The sequence below is a fragment of the Burkholderia sp. Ac-20344 genome (assembly GCF_017104975.1).
Lineage (GTDB): Bacteria > Pseudomonadota > Gammaproteobacteria > Burkholderiales > Burkholderiaceae > Burkholderia.
The window spans coordinates 35,695-56,931 of sequence record NZ_JAAGPP010000041.1 but is presented as its reverse complement, the minus strand read 5'-3'; the positions used below and the strand labels follow the sequence as shown (position 1 = coordinate 56,931).

Below are 21,237 nucleotides of genomic sequence, written 5' to 3'. Positions count from 1 at the left end.
GTCAGCGCGAAGATCCGCAGGTTGCGGCGCGTGTCGCGCCATTGCGCGACGCAGCGCATGCCGACGTCGCCGCAGCCGACGATCAGTGCGCGCGGCCGGCGCAGGATTCGAGTCGCGATCATGTTGGTTGCGAAATCAGTAGCCACCGCTGCGCGACGCGCAACGGGCTTGCATTGTAGCTGCCGTGCTCGACATGCACGGTCCCCACATTTTGTTCTAGTTTGGTTCTATGGCATTCAACGTCACTCTCAAGCAAAGCGGCCGGCAATTCCAGGTCGAGTCGGACGAAACCGTGCTGGCGGCCGCGCTGCGCCAGAACGTCCATCTGCCGTACGGCTGCAAGAACGGCGCGTGCGGCTCCTGCAAGGGCCAGATCGTGTCGGGCCAGATCGAACAGGGCCCGCACGCCGCGTCGGCCCTGTCCAACGACGAGCGCACGCGCGGCCTTGCGCTGCTGTGCTGCTCGAAGGCGCAATGCGATCTCGAGATCGACGTGCGCGAGATCGCCGGCGTCGACGGCGTGCAGGTGAAGAAGCTGCCGTGCCGGATCGCCGCGCTCGAGCGCAAGGCCGACGACGTGATGGTCGTGAAGCTCCAGTTGCCCGCCAACGAACGCCTGCAGTATCTCGCGGGCCAGTACGTCGAGTTCATCCTGAAGGACGGCTCGCGCCGCAGCTATTCGATGGCGAACGCGCCGCACGAGGAAGGCCCGATCGAGCTGCACATCCGTCACATGCCGGGCGGCAAGTTCACCGACCACGTGTTCGGCGCGATGAAGGAGCGCGACATCCTGCGCTTCGAAGGCCCGCTCGGCACGTTCTTCCTGCGCGAGGATTCCGACAAGCCGATCGTGCTGCTCGCATCGGGCACGGGTTTCGCGCCGATCAAGGCGATCATCGAGCACGTGAAGCACACGGGCATCACGCGCCCGATGACGCTCTACTGGGGCGCACGCCGCAAGAAGGACATCTACCTCGACGAGCTCGCCGAGCAGTGGGCGCGCGAGATCCCGAACTTCAAGTACGTGCCGGTGCTCTCCGAGCCGGACGCCGGCGACCAGTGGACGGGCCGCACGGGCTTCGTCCATCGCGCGGTGATCGAGGACCTGCCCGATCTGTCGGGCCATCAGGTGTACGCGTGCGGCGCGCCGGTGATGGTCGAATCCGCGCAGCGCGACTTCACGCAGCACCACGCACTGCCGGCCGACGAGTTCTACGCGGACTCGTTCACGAGCGCCGCCGATCTCGCGCATCCGGTCTGACACCTGCCCATCCGCGTCCCGCGTTGCGCACCGCGATGTCACACCCGTGGCATCGCGGCGGTTTACAGTGGGGCGCGGGATGCCTTATGCTTGCGCACATGAACTGCTACCTGTCCGCCCTTCGACGTCGCCGCTCGCCGCTCCGCCCGGATGCCGCAGGCTCGTCACGGACTCGCGCGTAACCCCCACACTGCTTCATCGGTTACGCACACGCTGTTCGAACCCACCAGCCACGGCCTTCCGTGGCTTTTTTATTGCCTGTTTCCCTTTCAACGTCCGCTGGAGTCTGCTGCCATGCCCCTGAACGATTATCCGATCGACTCGCTGATGTACATCACGAACCGCCCCGACATCGTGTTTACGCACGGCAAGGGTTCGTGGCTCTACGATCACACGGGCAAGCGCTATCTGGACTTCATCCAGGGCTGGGCCGTCAACAGCCTCGGCCACTGCAACGACGGCATCGTCGAAGCGCTGAAGACGCAGGCGGAAAAGCTGCTGAACCCGTCGCCCGCGTTCTACAACGAACCGATGGCGAAGCTCGCTGGCCTGCTCACGCAGCACAGCGTGTTCGACAAGGTGTTCTTCACGAACAGCGGCGCGGAAGCGAACGAAGGCGCGATCAAGCTCGCGCGCAAGTGGGGCCGCAAGTTCAAGAACGGCGCGTACGAGATCATCACGTTCGACCACAGCTTCCACGGCCGTACGCTCGCGACGATGTCGGCCAGCGGCAAGCCGGGCTGGGACACGATCTACGCACCGCAAGTGCCGGGCTTCCCGAAGGCCGAGCTGAACGACATCAACTCGGTCGAGAAGCTGATCACCGACAAGACCGTCGCGGTGATGCTCGAGCCGATCCAGGGTGAAGGCGGCGTGATTCCGGCGACGCGTGAATTCATGCAGGCGCTGCGCGCGCTGACGAAGCAGCACAACCTGCTGCTGATCGTCGACGAAGTGCAAAGCGGCTGCGGCCGCGCGGGCACGCTGTTCGCGTACGAGCTGTCCGGCATCGAGCCGGACGTCATGACGCTCGCGAAAGGCATCGGCGGCGGCGTCCCGCTCGGCGCGCTGCTGTCGAAGGCCGACGTCGCGGTGTTCGAGGCCGGCGACCAGGGCGGCACGTACAACGGCAATCCGCTGATGACGGCGGCCGGCTATTCGGTGATCTCGCAGCTCGTCGCGCCGGGCTTCCTCGAAGGCGTGCGTGCGCGCAGCGAATACCTGAAGCGCAAGCTGCTCGAGCTGTCGGAAGAGCGTGGCTTCGAAGGCGAACGCGGCGAAGGCCTGCTGCGCGCGCTGCTGCTCGGCAAGGACATCGGCCCGCAGATCGTCGAGAAGGCGCGCGACATGCAGCCCGACGGCCTGCTGCTCAACGCCGCGCGTCCGAACCTGCTGCGCTTCATGCCCGCACTGAACGTGACGACCGAGGAAATCGACCAGATGATGGCGATGCTGCGGTCGGCTCTCGACACGCTCTGAGGAGACCCTGCCGATGGATGCCGCCGCCGATGCTGTCGCAATCCGCCCGTTCGAACGCGCCGACACCGATGCCGTGCTCGCGGTATGGCGCGACGCGTTCCCGCAGTATGACGAAGCCGGTGCGCCGCCGCACCGCGATCCGCTGCGATCGATCGAGCTGAAGCTCGCGACGCAGCCGGATCTGTTCTTCGTCGCGACCAGCGGCGCACGCGTCGTCGGCACGCTGATGGCGGGTTTCGACGGGCATCGCGGCTGGCTCTACTCGTTCGGCGTATCGAACGACGCGCGGCGGCTTGGCATCGGCCGCGCACTGATCGCGCATGCGGAACACGCGCTCGCCGCGCGCGGCTGCCTGAAGATCAACCTCCAGGTGCTGCCCGGCAACGACGACGCGTGCCGCTTCTACGCAGCGCTCGGCTATCGCGTCGAGGAACGCATCTCGTTCGGCAAGACGCTGCCGGCCGCGTGAAGCGAAGGCCGGCGGCCCGCCACAACAGTCGAATGGAGTCGTGCCCGCCCGCACAAGTTCGACTCGCATCGCATGACACGAAAAAAAAGGCTGTCACGGCATCCCGTGACAGCCTTTCGAAAGCCCGTGTGCGACGCGCCCGGCATCCGCCGTCGCGCGCTACCGGGCCCGCTCATTCACTCACTCATTCACCCAGGTACGCAGCCCGCACCTTCGGATCGTCGAGCATCTGCTTCGCGTCGCCTTCCATCGTGACCGTGCCAGAGTCCATCACGTAGCCGCGGTCGGCCGCCTGCAGCGCGAGGCGTGCGTTCTGCTCGACCAGCAGCACTGTGATGCCCTCCTGCGAGATCGTCCGCACCACTTCGAAGATCTTCTCGACCATGATCGGCGACAGCCCCATCGACGGCTCGTCGAGCAGCAACAGCTTCGGCTTGGACAGAATCGCGCGCGACATCGCCAGCATCTGCTGCTCGCCGCCCGACAGCGTGCCCGCGAGCTGCGTCGCACGCTCCTTCAGGCGCGGGAAGAAGCCGAACATCCGGTCGACGTCCTTCTTGATCTGCTCGTTGTCGTTGCGCAGGTACGCGCCCATCTGCATGTTCTCGACGATCGACATCCGCGCAAAGATCCCGCGGCCTTCCGGCACCATCGCGAGGCCGCGCTTGAGCAGTTCGTGCGACGGCACGCCCTTGATCGACTTGCCGTCGTACTCGATGTCGCCTGCCGAATACGCCTTGAGACCCGTGATCGCCTTCATCGTCGTGGTCTTGCCGGCACCGTTCGCGCCGATCAGCGTCACGAGTTCGCCTTGGCGGACTTCCATGTCAACGCCCTTGACGGCCTGGATGCCGCCGTAGTTGACCTGCAAGCCCTTGATTTTCAACATTGCCGCTGCCATCAGTGCACCCCTGCGCCGAGATATGCCTCAATCACCTTCGGATTCTTCTGCACGTCCTGCGGCAGACCCTCGGCGATCACCTTGCCGTAATCGAGCACCGTCATCCGGTTGCACAGCCCCATCACGAGCTTCACGTCGTGCTCGATCAGGAGAATCGTGCGGCCGTCCGAGCGGATCTTGTCGAGCAGGCGCGTGAGTTCGACCTTCTCGGTCGCGTTCATCCCCGCCGCCGGCTCGTCGAGCGCGAGCAGCTTCGGGTCGGTCGCCAGCGCACGCGCGATCTCGAGACGGCGCTGGTGGCCGTACGACAGGTTGCGCGACGTGTAGTCCGCGTACTGCAGCACGCCGACGTATTCGAGCAGCTCGATCGCGCGCTCCTTGATCTCGCGCTCTTCCTGGCGTTCAGCCGGCGTCTGGAACACCGCGCCGAGCAGCCCGTGCTTGGTGCGCACGTGGCGGCCCACCATCACGTTCTCAAGCGCCGTCATCCCGCCGAACAGGCGGATGTTCTGGAACGTGCGCGCGATGCCCGTCTTCGCGACCTGATGCACCGCGGTCGGCTTGTATTCCGTGCCGTCGAGCTTGAACTCGCCGGAGTCCGGCGTGTAGAGGCCCGTGATCACGTTGAAGAACGTCGTCTTGCCGGCGCCGTTCGGGCCGATCAGCCCGTAGATCTCGCCTTCCTTGATCTCGAGGCCGACGTCGGACAGTGCCTGCAGGCCACCGAAGCGCTTGTTCACGCCCTGCACGGACAATCGGATTTGTTTGTCGCTCATGTGTGTATCCCCTTGTCCGTAGGTTAAGCGCGCACCGGCTTCTTGCTGGCGCGCTTCGCCAGTTTCGCGATCTTGTCCTCATGCTTCGGCGCGGGCCACAGGCCTTCCGAGCGGTACAGCATGATGACCACCATCGCGAGGCCGTACAGCGCCTGGCGGATCACTTCCGTATCGACGATGTCATGACCGAACAGCGCGTGCTGCAGCGGGCTCATCGTCGAGCGCAGGAACTCCGGGAAGATCGCGAGCAGCACCGCGCCCAGGATCACGCCCGGGATGTGGCCCATGCCGCCGAGCACCACGCACGCGAGCACGACGATCGATTCCCAGAACGTGAACGATTCCGGCGACACGAAGCCCTGGAACGAGCCGAACATCGCACCCGACAGGCCGCCGAACGACGCGCCCATCGCGAATGCGAGCAGCTTCACGTTACGCGTGTTGATGCCCATCGCCTTCGCCGCGATCTCGTCTTCGCGGATCGCCGCCCATGCGCGGCCGATACGCGAGTGCTGCAGGCGCGTACACACCCAGATCACCAGCAGCGAGCACAGCACGAACAGGTAGTAATACATGTACACCGACGGCAGCTGGATGCCGAACAGCGAGTGCGTCTGCGACAGGTTGAAGCCGCCGACGTGCACCGGATCGATGCCCGTGATCCCCTTCGGGCCGTTGGTGATGTTCACCGGACGGTCGAGGTTGTTCATGAAGATCCGGACGATTTCACCGAAGCCGAGCGTCACGATCGCCAGGTAGTCGCCGCGCAGGCGCAGCGTCGGCGCACCGAGCAGGATCCCGAAAGTCGCCGCCAGCGCCATCGCGATCGGCACGATGATCAGGAACGGCACATGCAGCCCGTTCGGCGCGAGCGCCGCGATCCACTCGAACTGCGAGGTCAGGTGCGGCGAGCTCAACAATGCCGCGGTGTACGCGCCCACCGCGTAGAACGCGATATAGCCCAGGTCGAGCAGGCCGGCGAAGCCGACCACCACGTTCAGGCCCAGCGCGAGCATCACGTACAGCATCGCGAAGTCGAGCACGCGGACCCAGTAGTTGCCGCCGGCCGAGCCGATGATGATCGGCGCGGCGATCACGAAGACAGCGGTCAGGAGGCCGATGATGACGGTCTTGGCGGTGTTGCGCTCTTCGACGAGCGACGTCGAGGATTCGATCGGTTGAATGGATGTCATGTTGTTTGCTCCCTTCCGTTACGCACGATCCGCGACACGTTCGCCCAGCAGGCCGGACGGACGGAACACCAGCACGATGATCAGCACGATGAAGGCGAACACGTCCTGGTAGTTACTGCCGAATACGCCGCCCGTGAGGTTGCCGATGTAGCCGGCCCCGAGCTGCTCGATCAGGCCGAGCAGCACGCCGCCGACCATCGCGCCGCCGAGGTTGCCGATCCCGCCCAGCACCGCGGCCGTGAACGCCTTCATGCCGGGGATGAAGCCCATGTAGAAGTGCACGTTGCCGTATTCGGACGCGATCATCACGCCGGCCAGTGCAGCAAGCGCGGAGCCGATCATGAACGTCGCCGAGATCACGAAGTTCGGGTTCACGCCCATCAGGCTCGCGGTGTTCGGGCTTTCGGCGATCGCGCGCATCGCGCGGCCGAGCTTGGTCTTGTGCACGAGCAGCAGCAGGCCGCCCATCACGATGAACGCCACCGCGATGATCACGATTTCAGTAACCGAGATCACGGCGCCGGGCGTCGTGTCGGTGGCCTTGATCACGTTGATCGGGTCGGTCGGCAGCAATTGCGGGAACGGCAGCGGGTTGCGCGACCAGATGATCATCGCGGCGGTCTGCAGCAGGATCGACACGCCGATCGCGGTGATCAGCGGGGCGAGGCGCGGTGCGCGGCGCAGCGGCCGGTAGGCGACCCGTTCGATCGTGAAGCCGACGAATGCGCAGACGACTGCGGCGATACCCAGGCCGATCGTCAGCGTCGCGACGTTGCCGAGTCCGGGGAAATGGTTCTGCAGCACGGTGATGGCCGACAGCGCGACCATCGCGCCGATCATCAGCACGTCGCCGTGCGCGAAGTTGATGATGCCGAGAATGCCGTACACCATCGTGTAGCCCAACGCGATGATGGCGTAGACACTGCCGAGCACCAGCCCGTTGAGAACCTGCTGGACGAAAATATCCATTTAAAGCTCCTTGGCCCGTGCTGCCGGAGGACGTTGCGCCCCGCGGGTAAGCGAGGAATCGCGCCTTCTCGGCGACACTGCGGGTACTAGTCGATACCGGTAAGGGTGGATCGTCCCGGCGCGCGCCGCCCGGCCTGTACGGCCGGACCTGCCGCCGGAGCGGATACAAAAACGGCACCGCACTGTTCCGGTGCCGTCATGAGTCCCGTCGCTAAATCGTCACGACATCGAGGACGGTGTTCGTGGCCTCCTTGAAGTCGTGGGGCAGCATGCCGAGACGGCCATCGTCCGGTTGCCCGGCATCCGTGCCTTTTCCCGTCCGGCGCGAGGCAAGCCCCGCACCCGGACGGATCGGATTCCGTGCCGCGTCGCCTCGCAAGGCACCGCGAACGCCGCGTCCGACATTCGCCAGGACTGCGTCGGAATCCATCGTACGAACCAGACCGCGCGCCGCGACACCATTGCTCGCGGCAACGCGCTGTTTCGTCGAATCGAAATGAAAGGGGGCTGGCGACATCGGCACGCTGCCCGCATCGCCGGGCGCGATGGCCGGCATGCGTCGCTCGACGTGCCCGGTCGCTGTCGTGTCACGACCGGCGGCTTGCTGTGTTGCAACCTGCATGTCCGCTGCCCGACCGTTCGCCAGGCCAAGCGCGTTGATTTCCTCGATCGCCAAACGTGCCCCGTTTTCCTTGTCCTTGCCCAATTGCGCAATGCGGCACGCGAACGGTGCCGCACGATCGGTTCCGGCGACGCGCACGCCGCTGGCCGGCGGTGCCGCGAACACCGCAGCCTCCCTCCCCGCCCCGTCGTCGCTCTTTTTGCTGCAGCCGGCAAGCATTGCAACCGGTGCGGCGACGGACACGGCGTAAGCCAACTTCACATGCATTGAATGGTCTCCCGCGCCTTGCCAAAACCCGATTTCAAAGCCATTCAGGCCTGAAAACGGGCGCATTGTAACTCCATTTATAGGACGCCAATAATCCTGATTCGATGGGGTTTTCCTGCATTGCAACCAATTTTGAGAGACGCTTGGGAACGCGCGGAGCAACCCGGTTGCACCATGAATGCGGATAATGGTTGCGATTGCAATTCCGGCAGGCCAAAAAAAAGCGCGCCGGGAGGCGCGCTTCGGTGTTCCGCGGGTGCGATGCGTCAATCAGGCAGCGGGCGGCAAGTTCAACCCGCGCGGCAGCGGAAACGACACGTTTTCCTCGATGCCGTCGAGCGCACGGACGTTGCGCACGCCGAGTTCGCGCAGTCGCGCGATCACAGCCTGGGCGAGCACTTCGGGCGCCGATGCGCCGGCCGTCACGCCGATGCGGCGCTTGCCTGCAACCCATGCCGGATCGATCTGGTCGGGCGCATCGACCATGTACGCGTCCACCCCGCGCTTCTCGGCCACTTCGCGCAGGCGGCTCGAATTCGAGCTGTTCGGGCTGCCGACGACGATCACGACATCGCACTGCGGCGCCATGAACTTCACCGCGTCCTGGCGGTTCTGCGTCGCGTAGCAGATGTCCTGCTTCTTCGGCTCGCGGATCTTCGGATACTTGGCCTTCAGCGCGCCGATGATCTCGGCTGCGTCGTCGACGGACAGCGTCGTCTGCGTGACGAGCGCGATGCGTTCGGGATCGGCGAGTTCGAGCTTCTGCACGTCCTCGACGCTCTCGACGAGATGCATGCCGCGCTCGACCTGCCCCATCGTGCCCTCGACTTCCGGATGGCCCTTGTGCCCGATCATGACGATGTCGACGCCGTCCTGGCGCATCTTCGCCACCTCGACGTGCACTTTCGTGACGAGCGGGCAGGTCGCGTCGTAAATGCGCAACCCGCGCACGTCGGCCTCGTCGCGCACGGCCTTCGACACGCCATGCGCGCTGAAGATCACGGTATTGCCGGCCGGTACTTCCTCGAGTTCCTCGACGAAGATCGCGCCTTTCTTCTTCAGATCCTCGACCACGTACTTGTTGTGGACGATCTCGTGACGAACGTAGATGGGCGCACCGTGCATCGCGATTGCGCGCTCGACGATCTCGATCGCGCGATCGACGCCCGCGCAGAAACCGCGGGGCTGGGCCAGCAGGATTTCGGCGTCGGCTGCGACGGTCTGCCCGGACAGCGTATCGGTGGTGCTCATGATTACAGGATTCCGATGATTTTCACTTCGAACGTAAGCGCTTGGCCCGCGAGCGGATGATTGAAGTCGAACAGCGCCGAGGTCTCGCTGACTTCCTTCAGCACCCCCGCGTATCGGCCGCCGTCCGGCGCGTTGAACTCGATCAGTTCGCCCGGCGTGAAATCGTCGCCGACCATCCCGTTCTCGCGCAGCGTCGACAGCGTGACGCGCTGGAGCATGTCGGGATTGCGGGGACCGAACGCCTGTTCGGGCATTAGCTGAAAAGTCGAATGGTCGCCGACCCTGAGCCCGATCAGAATCTGTTCCAGCGACGGCGCCAGCTGCCCCGCGCCGAGCAGCAGCGTGGCCGGCTTGTCGGTGAAGGTGTTGACGATGTCGGCGCCGTCGGCCAGTGCGAGCCGGTAATGCAACGTGACGTGGGAACCGGGCTTCACTTCGGATAGATCGATGAGGCTCATGAATTACTCGTTCAGTCGGCGCCCGATACGGCCGAAAGGCCCGGCGCAAAGCCAATATTGTAAGTCACCTGAGCGCGCAAGGCGGAAAGTGCGACGACGTCGCGCACACCGCCCGCCGCCATTGGAGATTCGAGCATGCTGTCACCCTGCCTGGCCCTGCCTCTGCCACCCGTCGAATGCCGCGACGCCGCCGATCTGCCGGCCGATCCGCCCGGCCGTATCCTCCCGATCCGCCAGCGCAAGCGCCGCCCGGGCGACTGGCGGCCCGAGCGGCCGCGCGAGCGATTGCTGGAGCGCGGGCCGGCCGCGCTGACCGACGACGAACTGATTGCACTGCTGCTCGGTACGGGCAAGCCGGGACACGATGTTTTCGTCACCGCCCGCGCCCTGGTCGGGCAGTTCAAGACGTTGCGCGGGCTGCTCGAGGCGACCGCCGACGATTTCGAGGCGCACCCCGGCATCGGCCCCGCGCGTTCCGCGCGGCTGGTTGCGGTCACGGAAATCGCGCGACGCATGCTGAAGGAGAAAGCGCGCGAGAAGAAGCAGATCGATTCGCCCGGCGCGGTCGAGGACTATCTGCGGATGAAGATCGGCGCGCGTCCGTACGAAGTGTTCGCCGCGGTCTACCTCGACGCGCGCCACTACCTGATCGAAACGGAGGAAATCACGCGCGGCTCGCTGACGCGCATGGCCGTCTACCCGCGCGAGATCGTGCGCCGCGCGATGACGCACAACGCCGCGGCGCTGATCGTCGCGCACAACCATCCGTCGGGCGCGGTGCAGCCGAGCGCGGAAGATCGCCGCCTGACCCGCGTGCTGCACGACGCGCTCGCGCTCGTCGACGTGCGGCTGCTCGATCACGTCGTCATCGGCATCAGCGATACTTTTTCGTTCGCCCGGGCCGGTTGGCTGTAGACTATGCGGTTGCGGCCCGCCTGAGGGCGCCGCAACGGTGAAGCGAAATTAGGTTTGATTTTTCTGAACTTTTTCTGCTAGAATCGCCGTCTGTCTTTTTTCCAACCAGTTCTAGCCATCGAAGGGCCTTGTCTGTAAGGGCTTCGGCGTTCTGAGTGCAGCCATGGATCACGTGGCGGTGCGATGGAACCTTCATCGGCGATCGAACCCCGAATTTAGCGTATTAGGAGTGCTCTCATGGCACGCGTATGCCAAGTAACTGGGAAAGCGCCGATGAGCGGCAACAACGTTTCCCACGCCAACAACAAGACGAAGCGCCGCTTCCTGCCGAACCTGCAAAACCGCCGGTTCTGGGTGGAGAGCGAAAACCGCTGGGTGCGCCTGCGCGTCTCGAACGCCGGCCTGCGCCTGATCGACAAGAACGGCATCGATTCCGTGCTCGCTGACCTGCGCGCACGCGGCGAAGCCTAAGCCCAAGGAGCACAATCATGGCAAAAGGCGCACGCGACAAGATCAAGCTCGAGTCGACCGCTGGTACGGGTCACTTCTACACGACCACGAAGAACAAGCGCAACATGCCGGAAAAGATGGCGATCAAGAAGTTCGATCCCGTCGTCCGCAAGCATGTGGAATACAAAGAAACCAAGATCAAGTAATCTCCGGTTTCTGCTAGCCTGACGGCGACCGAAAAGCCCCGCACATGCGGGGCTTTTTGTTTTGCGCGCACGGTCCCGCGCGACGCGGTATGCTCTCCCCTTTCCGCGGCCACGGCCGCCGGAACGCACAAGATCAAAAGCGTAACGATGGAGATGCAGCATGAAATTCGACGTGGCGATCGTCGGCAGCGGCCTGGCAGGGCTGTCGGTCGCACTCAACCTGGCCAGCACGCGACGTGTCGCGCTGATCGCGAAACGGTCGATGATGGAGGGCGCGAGCGATAACGCGCAGGGTGGCATCGCGGCTGTCCTCGATTCGGCGGACAGCATCGAGAACCACGTCGACGACACGCTGGTCGCTGGCGGCGGCTTGTGCGACGAAGGCGCGACGCGCTACATCGTCGAGCACGGCCGCGAAGCGATCGAATGGCTGATCTCGCAGGGCGTGCCGTTCACGAAGGACGACGCGGCCGAGCTCGGTTTCCACCTCACGCGCGAAGGCGGCCACAGCCACCGCCGGATCATCCACGCGGCCGACGCAACCGGCCATGCGGTGCTCGCGACGCTGTCGGCGCGTGCGCGCCAGCATCCGAACATCACGTTCTTCGAAAACCACCACGCGATCGACCTGATCACGTCGGACCGGCTCGGCCTGCCCGGCCGCCGCTGTCACGGCCTGTATGCGCTCGACGTCGACAACGACCGCACGATCACGATCGAGGCGCCGCACACGGTGCTCGCAACGGGCGGCGCCGGCAAGGTCTACCTGTACACGACGAACCCCGACACCGCGACCGGCGACGGCATCGCGATGGCGTGGCGCGCGGGCTGCCGCGTGTCGAACATGGAATTCATCCAGTTCCACCCGACCTGCCTGTTCCATCCGTATGCGAAGTCGTTCCTGATTTCCGAAGCCGTGCGCGGCGAAGGCGGCCTGCTGAAGCTGCCCGACGGCACGCGCTTCATGCCCGCACACGATCCGCGCGCCGAACTCGCCCCACGCGACATCGTCGCGCGCGCGATCGACTTCGAGATCAAGAAGCGCGGGATCGACTGCGTGTATCTCGACATCAGCCATCAGCCGGAAGCGTTCCTGCGCGAACACTTCCCGACGATCCACGCACGCTGCCTCGAATTCGGCATCGACATCGCGAAAGAACCGATTCCGGTCGTGCCGGCCGCGCACTACACGTGCGGCGGCGTCGTCACCGACCTCGCGGGGCGTACCGATCTCGCGGGCCTGTATGCGGTCGGCGAAACGTCGTACACGGGGCTCCACGGCGCGAACCGGCTCGCGAGCAACTCGCTGCTCGAATGTCTCGTGATCGGCCGCGCGGCGGCCGAGGCGATCGAGGCGGCCGGCTTCGATGCCGAAACGCCGGCCACGCTGCCCGCGTGGGACGAAAGCCGCGTGTCGGATGCGGACGAGGAAGTCGTCGTTGCGCACAACTGGGACGAGCTGCGCCGCCTGATGTGGAACTACGTCGGCATCGTGCGCACCGACAAGCGCCTCGAACGCGCGAAGCATCGGCTGTCGCTGCTGCGCGACGAGATCCAGGAGTACTACGCGAACTTCCGCGTGACGCGCGACCTGCTCGAGCTGCGCAACCTCGTCGACGTGGCGACGCTGATCGTGAAGAGCGCGCATTCGCGCCGCGAAAGCCGCGGGCTGCACTACAGCCGCGACTGGCCGAATTCGCTGCCGAAGGCGCTGCCGAGCGTGCTCACGCCGCGCGCGCGTCGCTGAGCGGTACGCCCTCCCCGGCTGCGGCCGCACAGGAAAAAAGCCGTTGGCGTTTGCGCGCCAACGGCTTTTTTGTCTGATCGATGACGCTCGGTCAGTCGACGATCCGCATCGAATAGTCCGTCGCGCGCACGTCCTTCGTCAGCGCGCCGATCGAGATGCGGTCGACACCCGTTTCCGCGAACGCCCGCACCGTATCGAAATTGACGCCACCCGACACTTCGAGCACGGCCTTGCCGTTCGCCACGCGCACCGCTTCACGCATCATGTCGAGCGTGAAGTTGTCGAGCAGCACCGACTGCGCGCGATGCGCGAGCGCCGTATCGAGTTGCTCAAGCGTCTCGACTTCGACCTGCACGGGCACGCCCGACTCCAGCGCGAACGCCGCGTCGAGCGCCTCGCCGACACCGCCTGCCGCCGCGATGTGGTTTTCCTTGATCAGGATGCCGTCATACAGCGCGAGACGCTGGTTCTCGCCGCCGCCGACGCGCACCGCGTACTTCTGCGCGAGCCGCAGGCCCGGCAGCGTCTTGCGCGTATCGAGGATCTTCGTGCGCGTGCCTTCGACGCGATCGACGTAACGGCGCGTCGCGGTCGCGACGCCCGACAGCAACTGCAGGAAGTTCAGCCCGTTGCGCTCGGCCGTCAGCAGCGCGCGCGCCGGCCCTTCGAGTTCGCAGACGGTCGAATCGGGGGTCATCCGGTCGCCTTCGCGATAGCGCCATTGCACGACGATCGCCGGATCGATCCGTGCAATCACGGCCTCGAACCACGGCACGCCGCACAGCACGGCTTCCTCGCGCACGATGATGCGTGCACGGCGGCGCCCGCCGGCCGGTACGAGCCGCCCGGTCTGGTCGCCGGTGCCGACGTCTTCCGCGATCGCATCGGCCACGTTGCGCGCGATCGCGTCGTCGAATGCCGCGCCGTATTGCTCGCGGACGATGTCGAACAGCGGGGATACAGCCTGGCTCATGCAGCCCCCACGTTCGCAAACAGTTGCTGGTCGCGCTGCAGATCGCCGCTCGCCTGCACGCGCTTCTTGTGCGCGGCCGCGAAATCGAGCATCCGGTCGATCGGCAGGCGTGCGCGCTCGCCGATCGCCGGATCGACGAAGATCTCGTTGTGACCGCGCTCGAGCACGTCGGCGAGGTTCGCGAGGCCGTTCATCGCCATCCACGGGCAATGTGCGCAGCTCTTGCAGGTCGCGCTGTTGCCGGCCGTCGGCGCGGCGATGAAGGTCTTGCCGGGCGCGGCAAGCTGCATCTTGTGCAGGATGCCGAGATCGGTCGCGACGATGAAGTGCGTCGCGTCGAGCTTGACGGCCGCGTCGATCAGTTGCGTGGTCGAGCCGACCACATCGGCCTGCGCGACGACGTTTTCCGGCGATTCGGGGTGGACGAGCACCTTTGCGTCCGGATATTCGGCGCGCAGCAGGTCGAGCTCGATGCCCTTGAACTCGTCGTGGACGAGGCACGAGCCTTGCCACAGCAGCATGTCCGCGCCGGTTTTCTTCTGGATGTAGCTGCCCAGATGGCGATCCGGCGCCCAGATGATCTTCTCGCCGCGCGCGTGCAGGTCGGCCACGATCTCGAGGCCGATCGACGACGTGACCATCCAGTCCGCGCGCGCCTTCACGGCAGCGCTGGTATTCGCGTAGACGACGACGGTGCGGTCGGGATGTGCGTCGCAGAATGCAGAGAATTCGTCGACCGGGCAGCCGAGGTCGAGCGAACAGGTCGCGTCGAGGTCGGGCATCAGGATCCGCTTGTTCGGGCTCAGGATCTTCGCGGTTTCGCCCATGAAGCGCACGCCGGCGACGACCAGTGTCTGTGCGTCGTGATCGCGGCCGAAGCGGGCCATTTCGAGCGAATCGGCGACACAGCCGCCCGTTTCGTCGGCCAGTTCCTGCAATTCGGCGTCGACGTAGTAGTGCGCGACCAGCACGGCCTTTTCACGCACGAGCAATGCCTTGATGCGTTCCTTTAGCGCGGCACGCTCTTCGGCGGACGGTGCATCGGGCACCTTGGCCCATGCCTGCCCCACGCCGCACACGGTCCCTGCTGCAACGGGCCGGTCGTACTCGACGGGTTTGATCGTCGATTGCATCTCCATATCTCCTGTCGGTGGGAGTTAGCGCTTTAGCGCTTACTCACACCCCATGCTTCGCGGTCGGTCGGAGTTAGCGCTTTAGCGCTTACTCCCACCCCATGCTTCGCGGTCGACCAGCGTTAGCGCTTTAGCGCCAACTCCGATCCCATCCTCTGAACTCGCCCCGGAACAACACTTCCGCGCCGCCCCAAGCCTCATACGAATCCGGTCCTGCCGATCACCCTTCAAAAACCGGCGACCCAAATAAAAAACCCCGCCAACGCGGGGTTTTTGACGTCCTTAGATTCTAATCGATTTCGAATCAGGCGTAGCGGCGCAGGCGCGTCGCAAATTCCTGCAGTGCCTTGATGCCGCTTTGTTCTGCGCGATGGCACCAATCCTGCAATTGCGCGAGAAGCTGTTCGCGCGATGCGGTCGAACGATCCCAGATCGCGGCGAGATCCTGGCGCAACTGGAAGTACGTGTGCAGCTTCTGGCTGTTCGCGAAGATTTCCGGCAGCAGCTTCTTCTGCGGCTCGTCGAGGCCGTCGGCATCCTTGTGGAACCACTTGCGTGCGCCGCGCATCATCTGGTACTTCTCGCCGCCGATTTCCTTCAGGTGCGCAAGCTCCTGGCGGTACGCACGCTTCACGGCCTTGCCGTAGCGCGCCATCACTTCGTAGCGGTTCGACAGCACGGCCTGCAGCGTTTCCTGGTCGAGCACCGTCTTCGGCTTGTTCAGGCGCGGCGTCGGCGCGACCTTCTTCACCTTCGCGAGACCGAACGCCGACATGATGCGGATGTACATCCAGCCGATGTCGAACTCATACCACTTGTTCGACAGCTTCGCCGACGTCGCGAACGTGTGGTGGTTGTTGTGCAGTTCTTCGCCGCCGATCACGATGCCCCACGGGAACAGGTTCGTGCTCGCGTCGGCCGAGTTGAAGTTGCGATAACCCCAGAAGTGACCGAAGCCGTTGACGACGCCGGCCGCCCAGAACGGAATCCAGACCATCTGCACGGCCCACACGGTGAGGCCGAGCACGCCGAACAGCGCGACGTCGATCACCATCATCAGGCTCACGCCGAGGATCGGGTACTTCGAGTAGATATTGCGTTCGATCCAGTCGTTCGGCGTGCCGTGGCTGAACTTGCGCATCGTCTCTTCGTTCTTCGCTTCCGCGCGATACAGCTCGGCGCCTTCGAGGAACACCTTCCAGATGCCGCGCGTCTGCGGGCTGTGCGGATCTTCCTCGGTCTCGCACTTCGCGTGGTGCTTGCGGTGAATCGCAGCCCACTGGCCGGTCAGCATGCCGGTCGTCATCCACAGCCAGAGGCGGAAGAAGTGGCTCGCGATCGGATGCAGCTCGAGCGCGCGGTGCGCCTGGCAGCGGTGCAGGTACACCGTCACGCCGATGATCGTGACGTGCGTGACGGCGAGCGCGAACAGCGCGACCTGCCACCACGAAAAATGCAGGAGCCCGTGGGAAAGAAAATCGAGCAGGGAATTCAACAAGGCAGTTACCTGTGATGAGAGCGACGCCGGCCCGCGCCAAGCGTCAGAAAAATGAAAGCATACCGCGTGTAGACCAGAATTTTACTTCAACCGTTCCAAGTCTTTGTAAAAAATGAATATTTTCTTGCCCTGACGCAACAAGTGCAGTCTATGGACGGACTCGAAAAGGCCCGCGATCCGGTTCCGGCCGCGCGGTCGATGCAATTGGCGACCGGCACGCGCTACGCAGCCGGTGCGCGCCCGTCCACCGCGCCGTTGCCGGCCGCCGGATCGAGCCCGGCCGCCGCGCCCGCGGCGGGAAAGCCGTCGGGCAACCCGACGACGCGCACTTCGCGCTGCGGGAACGGAATCGAAATCCCGTGCTCGCTGAACAGCCGCCAGATGTTGCGGTTCACGGTCGAACGCACGCCGGACGTGCCTTTCGCGGAATCCTCGATCCAGAACCCGAGCTCCAGGTCGATCCCGTCCGCACCGAAACTCACCAGATACGGGGTCGGAGCCGGCTCCGCCAGCACGCGCGGCACGTCCCTGGCTGCCTCGGCGAGCAACGCGAGCGCGTGCTCGACATCGCTCGTGTACGCGACCTGCACCGCGACCTTTGCGTAGCCGCGCGTCAGGTACGACGACTGGTTCTGCACGACGTCGGTGATCAGCTTCTCGTTCGGGATCAGCGTCTCGTTGCCGTCGAGGCCGCGCACGACCGTGTAGCGCGTGCGGATCTGCGTGACGATGCCCTGCAACCCGCCGACGCTGATCGCATCGCCGAGCCGCAGCGAGCGGTCGAGCAGGATGATGAAGCCCGACACGTAGTTGCTGGCGATCTTCTGCAGCCCGAAACCGAGGCCGACACCCACCGCGCCGCCGAACACGCCGAGCACCGTCACGTCGATGCCGACCAGCGACAGCCCGATCAGGATCGCCGCGAACACGAGCAGCGCGCGGCCGACCCGCGACAGCACGACCTTCAGGTTCGCGTCGAGCGTGCTCGCGCGCGTGAGGCGATCCTCGAGCACCGAGCCGAGCCACATCGCGACCATCAGCGTCACGCACACCCACAGCGCGCCGGAAATCACCGATAGCAGCGTGAGGTGCGCATTGGCGACACGAAACTGCACGCTGTCGAGCCAGCCGAGCACGTCGCGCTGGATGCCGAGCACGGTCAGCACCATCGCAGCCCACACGACGGTCGACACGATCTTCTCGACGATCGACAGCCACGCGTGCGTGTGGCCGTCGCGCGCGAACACGCGCCGCGCAAAGAAGAACAGCACGTAGATCAGCCCGATGCCGAACAGCGGCACGAGCGCGAGCGACAGCAGCGACGTCGACATGAACGGGTCGAACGCGAGCTGCGCGCCGCCCACGAACAGACTGCCGAACAGCGGGAACAACGCGCGCTTCAGGCTTTGCGCGCCCGCACCGGGCGCGCGTCCGGCCGCCCGGCGGCGCGCATCGATCCGGCCGTGCACGAAGCGCGCGGCCACCCACGCGAAGCACAGCGCGCCGATGAGGATTGCCGCCTGCCAGATCATCACCGGCTGGTGGAAATCACTGATGACCGACGCCAGCCGGCGCGACAGCAGGCGGCTCTGCAGATTCTCCATCGTCCGTCCGGCCCGCCGTTACTGCGCGGCGCGCCGTTCGAGCACCGCGGCGAAGAAGCCGTCGGTCGCGTGACGGTGCGGCCACAGCGACAGGTAGTCGCCCGTCTCGAGCTCGATGCGCTGGTCGTCCAGCACCTTCTGCGCCGGTACCAGCACGAACTCGGGGTGATCGGCGAGGAACTGTTCGACGATGCGTTCGTTCTCGGCGTCGAGCACGCTGCAGGTGGCGTAGACGAGCCGGCCGCCCTTCTTCACGAGGCGAGCCGCGCTCGCGAGGATCGACGCCTGCTTCGGCGTCAACTCGTCGATCGCCGTGCGCGTCTGGCGCCACTTCAGGTCCGGATTGCGGCGCAACGTGCCAAGGCCGCTGCACGGCGCATCGACCAGCACGCGGTCGATCTTGCCGGCGAGCCGCTTGATCTTCGCGTCGTGCTCGCTGTCGATCAGCACGGGGTTCACGTTCGACAGCCCGCTGCGCGCGAGGCGCGGCTTCAGCTTCGCGAGGCGCTTCTCCGACACGTCGAACGCATAGAGGCGCCCGGTCGAGCGCATCATCGCGCCCAGCGCGAGCGTCTTGCCGCCCGCACCGGCGCAGAAATCGACGACCATCTCGCCGCGGCGCGGCGCGACCAGCGAGCACAGCAGCTGGCTGCCTTCGTCCTGCACCTCGATCGCGCCTTCCTCGAACAGCTTCAGGCGCGTCAGCGCCGGCTTGCCGACCACGCGCACGCCGAACGGCGCGAACGGCGTCGCGCCCGCATCGATGCCGCTCACGCGCAGCGCTTCGATCACCTGGTCGCGCGTCGCCTTCTGCGCGTTGGCACGCAGGTCGAGCGGCGCCGGGTAATTCAGCGCGGCGGCGAGCTGTGCGAGCTCCTCGCCATCGAAACGGGCCGACAGCGCCTGGTGGATCCAGTCGGGCAGGTTCGTGCGAATGCGCACCGGCAGGCTCGCCGGGTCGATTTTCGACACGTGCTCGAGCCACGCGGATTCGGTGTCCGACAGGAACGGCTTCAGCGCATTGCGGCCGACCGTCTGCATCAGGCCGAGCAGCGTGAGGCGCCGCGCGGGCGTGCCCGTGCCGCTCTCGGCGAGGTGCGAAAACTCCATCTTCCGGCGCAGCACCGCGAACACGGCCTCGGCGATCACGCCGCGCTCGGCATGCCCGAGCTTCGGGTGCGCGCGGAAGAACCGGCTCGTCGTCGCGTCGGCGGGGCCGGCGAACTTCAGCACCTCGGCCAGCAAAGTCTCGGTCTGGCCGATCAGGAATCCGTGCAGCTTCATACGCCCTCACTCGTTTCGGTATGCGGTTGATCCGCGAAAATCCAGCGCGCCTCTTCCGGCGCCACCACTGCACGGCCGTTCTCGAGACGCAGACGGCCCTCGATGAACCAGCGCACCGCGCGCGGATACAGCACATGCTCGACCGTCAGCACGCGCTGCGCGAGCGCGGCTGCGTCGTCGCCCGCGCGCACGGGCACCGCGCCCTGCGCGACGATCGCGCCGCTGTCGAGCTCGGGAATCACGAAATGCACGCTCGCGCCGTGCAGCGCGACACCCGCGTCGAGCGCCTGCTGGTGCGTGTGGATGCCCTTGAAGCTCGGCAGCAGCGACGGATGGATGTTCAGCAGCCGGCCTTCGTATCGTCTGACGAATGCGGGCGTGAGGATGCGCATGAAGCCGGCGAGGACAACGAGATCGGGTGCGAATCGGTCGATCTCGGCGGCAAGCGCCGCGTCGAAGCTGTCGCGGCCGTCGAACGACCGGTGGTCGACCACCGCCGTCGCCACCCCGTGCGACGCGGCAAAAGCCAGTCCGGCCGCATCGGGCCGGTTGGCGATCACGGCGGCAATCTCGGCCGGCCAGCGTTCCTGCGCGCACGCGCGAACGATGGCCTCCATGTTGCTGCCGCGACCGGAAATCAGGATCACGAGTTTTTTCATCCGCGAATTTTACCATTCGCCCCCGCGTTTCCCCCCTTCTCGGCCCCCGGCCCGCCCGAACGTTTATAATCTTCTGCTTTGCGGCATCCCACCGCCCATTCCCCGACGCTGCATCCGCTATCGTGAAAGTCTTCCGCGGCCTGCCCAACGCCGAGAGCCGCGCCCCGTGCGCGCTGACGATCGGCAACTTCGACGGTGTCCATCGCGGCCACCAGGCCCTGCTCGCGCGCGTGCGCGCGGCAGCGGACGCGCGCGGCCTGCCCGTGTGCGTGATGACGTTCGAGCCGCACCCGCGCGAATTCTTCAACCCGGCCGGCGCGCCGCCGCGCATCGCGATGCTGCGCGACAAGCTCGAGGCGCTGCGCGACCACGGCGTCGACCGCGTGGTCGTCGAGCACTTCAACCACACGTTCGCAAGCCAGTCGCCGCAGGCGTTCGTCGAACGCACGCTGGTGAACGGGCTGCATACGCGCTGGATGATGGTCGGCGACGATTTCTGCTACGGCGCGAAACGCGCGGGCACCTTCGATACGCTGAAGGCGGCCGGCGAGCAGTACGGCTTCGAGGTCGAGCAGATGGGCACGGTGGCCGGCAGCGACGGCACGCGCATCTCGAGCTCGGGCGTGCGCGCCGCGCTCGCGGCCGGCGATCTCGACGCGGCCGCGCAGGCGCTCGGCCACGGCTATGCGATCAGCGGCCACGTCGCACACGGGCTGAAGCTCGGCCGCGACCTCGGCTTCCCGACGCTGAACCTGCCGATCGCACACAAGCGGCCGGCGCTCGCGGGCATCTTCGTCGTGCAGGTGCACGGCCTCGGCCCCGCCCCGCTGCCGGGCGTCGCCAGCCTCGGCCTGCGTCCGACCGTCGACGATTCGGGCCGCGTGCTGCTCGAGGTCCACCTGCTCGACTGGCACGGCGATGCCTACGGCAAGCTCATCCGCGTCGAATTCCTGAAGAAGCTGCGCGACGAGGCGAAATTCGACGATCTCGAAGCGCTGTCGCGCGCGATCGCGCTGGACGTCGCGAATGCGCGTGCGTACTTCGTCGAGCGCGACCGTGCGCCGGGCAGCCGCGCCACGGGCTTCTCGACGTCGGCCACCGACCGAATTAGCTGATCCGGAC

General features: G+C 65.7%; 22 protein-coding genes and 1 pseudogene. 8 read left to right on the top strand and 15 right to left on the bottom strand.

Going from position 1 to position 21,237, the window contains the following annotated elements:
- A pseudogene (locus G3N64_RS15640) lies at positions 1-122 on the bottom strand (SDR family NAD(P)-dependent oxidoreductase); the annotation flags it as partial.
- A gap of 107 nt (positions 123-229) precedes the next feature.
- Here G3N64_RS15640 and G3N64_RS15635 point away from each other — a divergent pair.
- The 3 genes from G3N64_RS15635 to G3N64_RS15625 all read left to right on the top strand — a co-directional run bounded on the left by G3N64_RS15635 (position 230) and on the right by G3N64_RS15625 (position 3,209).
- The gene (locus tag G3N64_RS15635) at positions 230-1,261 is read left to right on the top strand and encodes a CDP-6-deoxy-delta-3,4-glucoseen reductase (RefSeq protein WP_175034341.1); all 1,032 of its coding nucleotides are present in this window, start codon (positions 230-232) and stop codon (positions 1,259-1,261) included.
- Positions 1,262-1,555: 294 nt separating this feature from the next.
- Entirely contained in the window at positions 1,556-2,740 is a 1,185-nt protein-coding gene (locus G3N64_RS15630; RefSeq protein WP_205784747.1) for an acetylornithine transaminase, read from the top strand.
- Positions 2,741-2,753: 13 nt separating this feature from the next.
- Positions 2,754-3,209, top strand: a complete 456-nt coding sequence (locus G3N64_RS15625) for a GNAT family acetyltransferase (protein ID WP_205784746.1) — start codon at positions 2,754-2,756, stop codon at positions 3,207-3,209.
- 184 nt (positions 3,210-3,393) lie between these two features.
- On the opposite strand, the gene G3N64_RS15620 is transcribed toward G3N64_RS15625, so the two are convergent.
- The 8 genes from G3N64_RS15620 to G3N64_RS40205 form a co-directional block, all read right to left on the bottom strand.
- Positions 3,394-4,110: an ABC transporter ATP-binding protein gene (locus G3N64_RS15620; protein ID WP_205784745.1), complete on the bottom strand. Its 717-nt coding sequence runs from the start codon at positions 4,108-4,110 to the stop codon at positions 3,394-3,396.
- A complete protein-coding gene (locus tag G3N64_RS15615) occupies positions 4,110-4,886 on the bottom strand; it encodes an ABC transporter ATP-binding protein (RefSeq protein ID WP_205784744.1) in 777 nt (258 codons plus the stop codon). The genes G3N64_RS15620 and G3N64_RS15615 overlap by 1 nt, the downstream gene beginning before the upstream one ends.
- Before the next feature lie 23 nt (positions 4,887-4,909).
- Complete coding sequence (locus tag G3N64_RS15610; protein ID WP_175003776.1) at positions 4,910-6,079, bottom strand: ABC transporter ATP-binding protein; 1,170 nt, start codon at positions 6,077-6,079, stop codon at positions 4,910-4,912.
- A gap of 18 nt (positions 6,080-6,097) precedes the next feature.
- Positions 6,098-7,048 (bottom strand): branched-chain amino acid ABC transporter permease, encoded by a 951-nt coding sequence (locus G3N64_RS15605; protein ID WP_006488946.1) that lies wholly within the window; start codon positions 7,046-7,048, stop codon positions 6,098-6,100.
- 211 nt (positions 7,049-7,259) lie between these two features.
- Complete coding sequence (locus G3N64_RS15600) at positions 7,260-8,003, bottom strand: amino acid-binding protein (RefSeq protein WP_205784743.1); 744 nt, start codon at positions 8,001-8,003, stop codon at positions 7,260-7,262.
- Between the two features lie 204 nt (positions 8,004-8,207).
- On the bottom strand, positions 8,208-9,188 hold the full coding sequence (ispH, locus tag G3N64_RS15595; protein ID WP_011352949.1) for a 4-hydroxy-3-methylbut-2-enyl diphosphate reductase: 981 nt from the start codon (positions 9,186-9,188) through the stop codon (positions 8,208-8,210).
- 2 nt (positions 9,189-9,190) lie between these two features.
- Positions 9,191-9,646: a peptidylprolyl isomerase gene (locus G3N64_RS15590; RefSeq protein WP_205784742.1), complete on the bottom strand. Its 456-nt coding sequence runs from the start codon at positions 9,644-9,646 to the stop codon at positions 9,191-9,193.
- Positions 9,647-9,657: 11 nt separating this feature from the next.
- Positions 9,658-9,783: a hypothetical protein gene (locus G3N64_RS40205; RefSeq protein ID WP_277399109.1), complete on the bottom strand. Its 126-nt coding sequence runs from the start codon at positions 9,781-9,783 to the stop codon at positions 9,658-9,660.
- Between G3N64_RS40205 and radC the strand changes: the two genes are divergently transcribed.
- The 4 genes from radC to nadB all read left to right on the top strand — a co-directional run bounded on the left by radC (position 9,782) and on the right by nadB (position 12,964).
- A complete protein-coding gene (radC, locus tag G3N64_RS15585) occupies positions 9,782-10,561 on the top strand; it encodes a DNA repair protein RadC (protein WP_205784741.1) in 780 nt (259 codons plus the stop codon). The genes G3N64_RS40205 and radC overlap by 2 nt on opposite strands.
- Positions 10,562-10,798: 237 nt before the next feature.
- Complete coding sequence (gene rpmB, locus G3N64_RS15580) at positions 10,799-11,032, top strand: 50S ribosomal protein L28 (RefSeq protein WP_004186391.1); 234 nt, start codon at positions 10,799-10,801, stop codon at positions 11,030-11,032.
- A 17-nt stretch (positions 11,033-11,049) separates the two neighbouring features.
- Positions 11,050-11,217: a 50S ribosomal protein L33 gene (rpmG, locus tag G3N64_RS15575; RefSeq protein ID WP_006478046.1), complete on the top strand. Its 168-nt coding sequence runs from the start codon at positions 11,050-11,052 to the stop codon at positions 11,215-11,217.
- 160 nt (positions 11,218-11,377) lie between these two features.
- The gene (gene nadB / locus G3N64_RS15570; protein WP_046544591.1) at positions 11,378-12,964 is read left to right on the top strand and encodes an L-aspartate oxidase; all 1,587 of its coding nucleotides are present in this window, start codon (positions 11,378-11,380) and stop codon (positions 12,962-12,964) included.
- 91 nt (positions 12,965-13,055) lie between these two features.
- Here nadB and nadC read toward each other — a convergent pair whose 3' ends face one another.
- The 6 genes from nadC to purN all read right to left on the bottom strand — a co-directional run bounded on the left by nadC (position 13,056) and on the right by purN (position 20,115).
- On the bottom strand, positions 13,056-13,937 hold the full coding sequence (gene nadC, locus G3N64_RS15565) for a carboxylating nicotinate-nucleotide diphosphorylase (RefSeq protein ID WP_205784740.1): 882 nt from the start codon (positions 13,935-13,937) through the stop codon (positions 13,056-13,058).
- A complete protein-coding gene (nadA, locus tag G3N64_RS15560; RefSeq protein WP_175011514.1) occupies positions 13,934-15,070 on the bottom strand; it encodes a quinolinate synthase NadA in 1,137 nt (378 codons plus the stop codon). Before nadA ends, nadC begins: the two co-directional genes overlap by 4 nt.
- 304 nt (positions 15,071-15,374) lie before the next feature.
- Positions 15,375-16,568: an acyl-CoA desaturase gene (locus G3N64_RS15555; protein WP_175950961.1), complete on the bottom strand. Its 1,194-nt coding sequence runs from the start codon at positions 16,566-16,568 to the stop codon at positions 15,375-15,377.
- 221 nt (positions 16,569-16,789) lie between these two features.
- On the bottom strand, positions 16,790-18,172 hold the full coding sequence (locus tag G3N64_RS15550) for a mechanosensitive ion channel domain-containing protein (protein WP_205784739.1): 1,383 nt from the start codon (positions 18,170-18,172) through the stop codon (positions 16,790-16,792).
- Between the two features lie 18 nt (positions 18,173-18,190).
- Positions 18,191-19,456 (bottom strand): RsmB/NOP family class I SAM-dependent RNA methyltransferase, encoded by a 1,266-nt coding sequence (locus tag G3N64_RS15545; protein WP_205784738.1) that lies wholly within the window; start codon positions 19,454-19,456, stop codon positions 18,191-18,193.
- A complete protein-coding gene (gene purN / locus G3N64_RS15540) occupies positions 19,453-20,115 on the bottom strand; it encodes a phosphoribosylglycinamide formyltransferase (protein WP_011352958.1) in 663 nt (220 codons plus the stop codon). The genes G3N64_RS15545 and purN overlap by 4 nt, the downstream gene beginning before the upstream one ends.
- Before the next feature lie 122 nt (positions 20,116-20,237).
- Between purN and G3N64_RS15535 the strand changes: the two genes are divergently transcribed.
- Entirely contained in the window at positions 20,238-21,230 is a 993-nt protein-coding gene (locus G3N64_RS15535) for a bifunctional riboflavin kinase/FAD synthetase (RefSeq protein ID WP_205784737.1), read from the top strand.
- Positions 21,231-21,237 lie beyond the last annotated feature (7 nt).